The 1,631-nt window shown below is 65.3% G+C and carries 2 protein-coding genes; both read right to left on the bottom strand.

Annotated features, from left to right (window positions below):
- A partial coding sequence (locus AC1D2E_RS35780; protein WP_478201783.1) for an MCP four helix bundle domain-containing protein occupies positions 1–1,157 on the bottom strand: 1,157 nt, incomplete at its 3' end.
- 16 nt (positions 1,158–1,173) lie between these two features.
- A partial coding sequence (locus AC1D2E_RS35775) for a methyl-accepting chemotaxis protein (RefSeq protein ID WP_478201782.1) occupies positions 1,174–1,631 on the bottom strand: 458 nt, incomplete at its 5' end.

Below are 1,631 nucleotides of genomic sequence, written 5' to 3'. Positions count from 1 at the left end.
GCCAGGATGTTGGTCTGGAAGGCGATGCCGTCGATCACGCCGATGATGTCCACGATCTTGCGCGACGAGGCGTTGATCGAGCCCATGGTGCCGACCACCTGGCTGACCACGCTGCCGCCCCTGACCGCCACCTCGGAGGCCGAGACGGCCAGCTGGTTGGCCTGGCGCGCGTTGTCGGCGTTCTGCTTGACCGTCGAAGTCAGCTCTTCCATCGATGCCGCCGTCTCTTCCAGCGAGCTGGCCTGCTCTTCGGTGCGCGAGGACAGGTCCTGGTTGCCGCTCGCGATCTGGCTCGACGCCGTCGCGATCGTGTCGGTGCCCGTGCGGACTTCGCCGACCACCTTCGCCAGGCTGTCGTTCATGTGCTTCAGTGCCTGCATCAGCTGGCCGGTCTCGTCCRTGGTACGGGCCTCGACGCGGCTGGTCAGGTCGCCGGACGCCACCGACTGCGCCACCTTCACGGCTTCGGCCAGCGGCTTCGACACGATGCGGGCGATCCAGAGCGCCAGTGCCAGGCCCACGACCACGCTGCTCAGCAGGATGCCGATGACCCAGACGCGGGCGTCCTTGTAGACCTGATCCGCCGTGTCCCCGGCCTTGGTGGCACCGGATTCGTTGACAGCGACCAACTTGTCGAGCATCGTCGTCAGCTCGCGACTCACACGCAGCGACTCGCCGCGGATCTGGGCAGTCGCCTCCGCGTTCTTGTTCTCACGAGACAGGACGATGAGCTTGTCGTGCTCCGTCGCATACCGGCCGATCGCCTTCACATAGTCGGGGAAGACGGCCCGCTCTTCAGGCTCGGAGATCAGCTTTTCGTAGGCGGCGGTGGTCTTCTGCACATCGGCCCAGGTCGCGGCCATCGATTTCTCGTAGTCGGCCCTCTCGCCGTCCGTTTCGGAGAGGACGTGCTGAAGCTCCTGGGAGCGATAGCGCGCCATCAGGCTCTTCAGGTCGAGCAGCGCACGCGTGGCGGGCATCCAGTTGATCGTGATGTCGGTCGACATCTGGTTGACCTTCGACAGCTGTATGACCGAGAAGATGCCGACGAACGCGGTCAGCGCGAGCACGGCGACGAAAGAGATCAGGAGCTTGGCTGCGATCCTGAGGTTGTAGAACGTGTTGATGATGTTTCCCCTGTGGCCTTGGGCCGTCAATGTGTTGGCAGAACTCTCAGAACTCGGTCCAATCGCCCGAGGCGCTGGCAGCCGTGGCCCGTTGCGGCGCGCTGGCGTCCTTTTTCCCGGTCGATCGGATGGGCGCCCTGGCGGCCACCTTCGGTGCGGCCTTCGCGACGGCAGCCGGCCGGCTGAAGACCGGTTCGCTGCGCCCGGCGGATGCCGCACCCATCTTGAACACGCTGACCGCCTGCACCAGGCTGCCGGCCTGTTCCTGAAGCGACTGCGCAGCCGCCGAGGCTTCTTCCACCAGCGCCGCGTTCTGCTGCGTCACCTGGTCCATCTGCGTGATCGCCTGGTTGATCTGCTCGATCCCCGAGGTCTGCTCCTGGCTGGCCGCCGTGATCTCGCCCATGATGTCGGTCACCCGCTTCACGCTGTCGACGATCTCTTCCATCGTCTTGCCGGCCTCCGCCACCTGCTTGCTGCCTTCCTCGACCTTCTCCACCGAGT

It is taken from the genome of Variovorax sp. P1_H2 (genome assembly GCF_056405295.1).
Note: the sequence above shows the minus strand (reverse complement) of the source record. Positions and strands in the feature narration are given on the sequence as shown.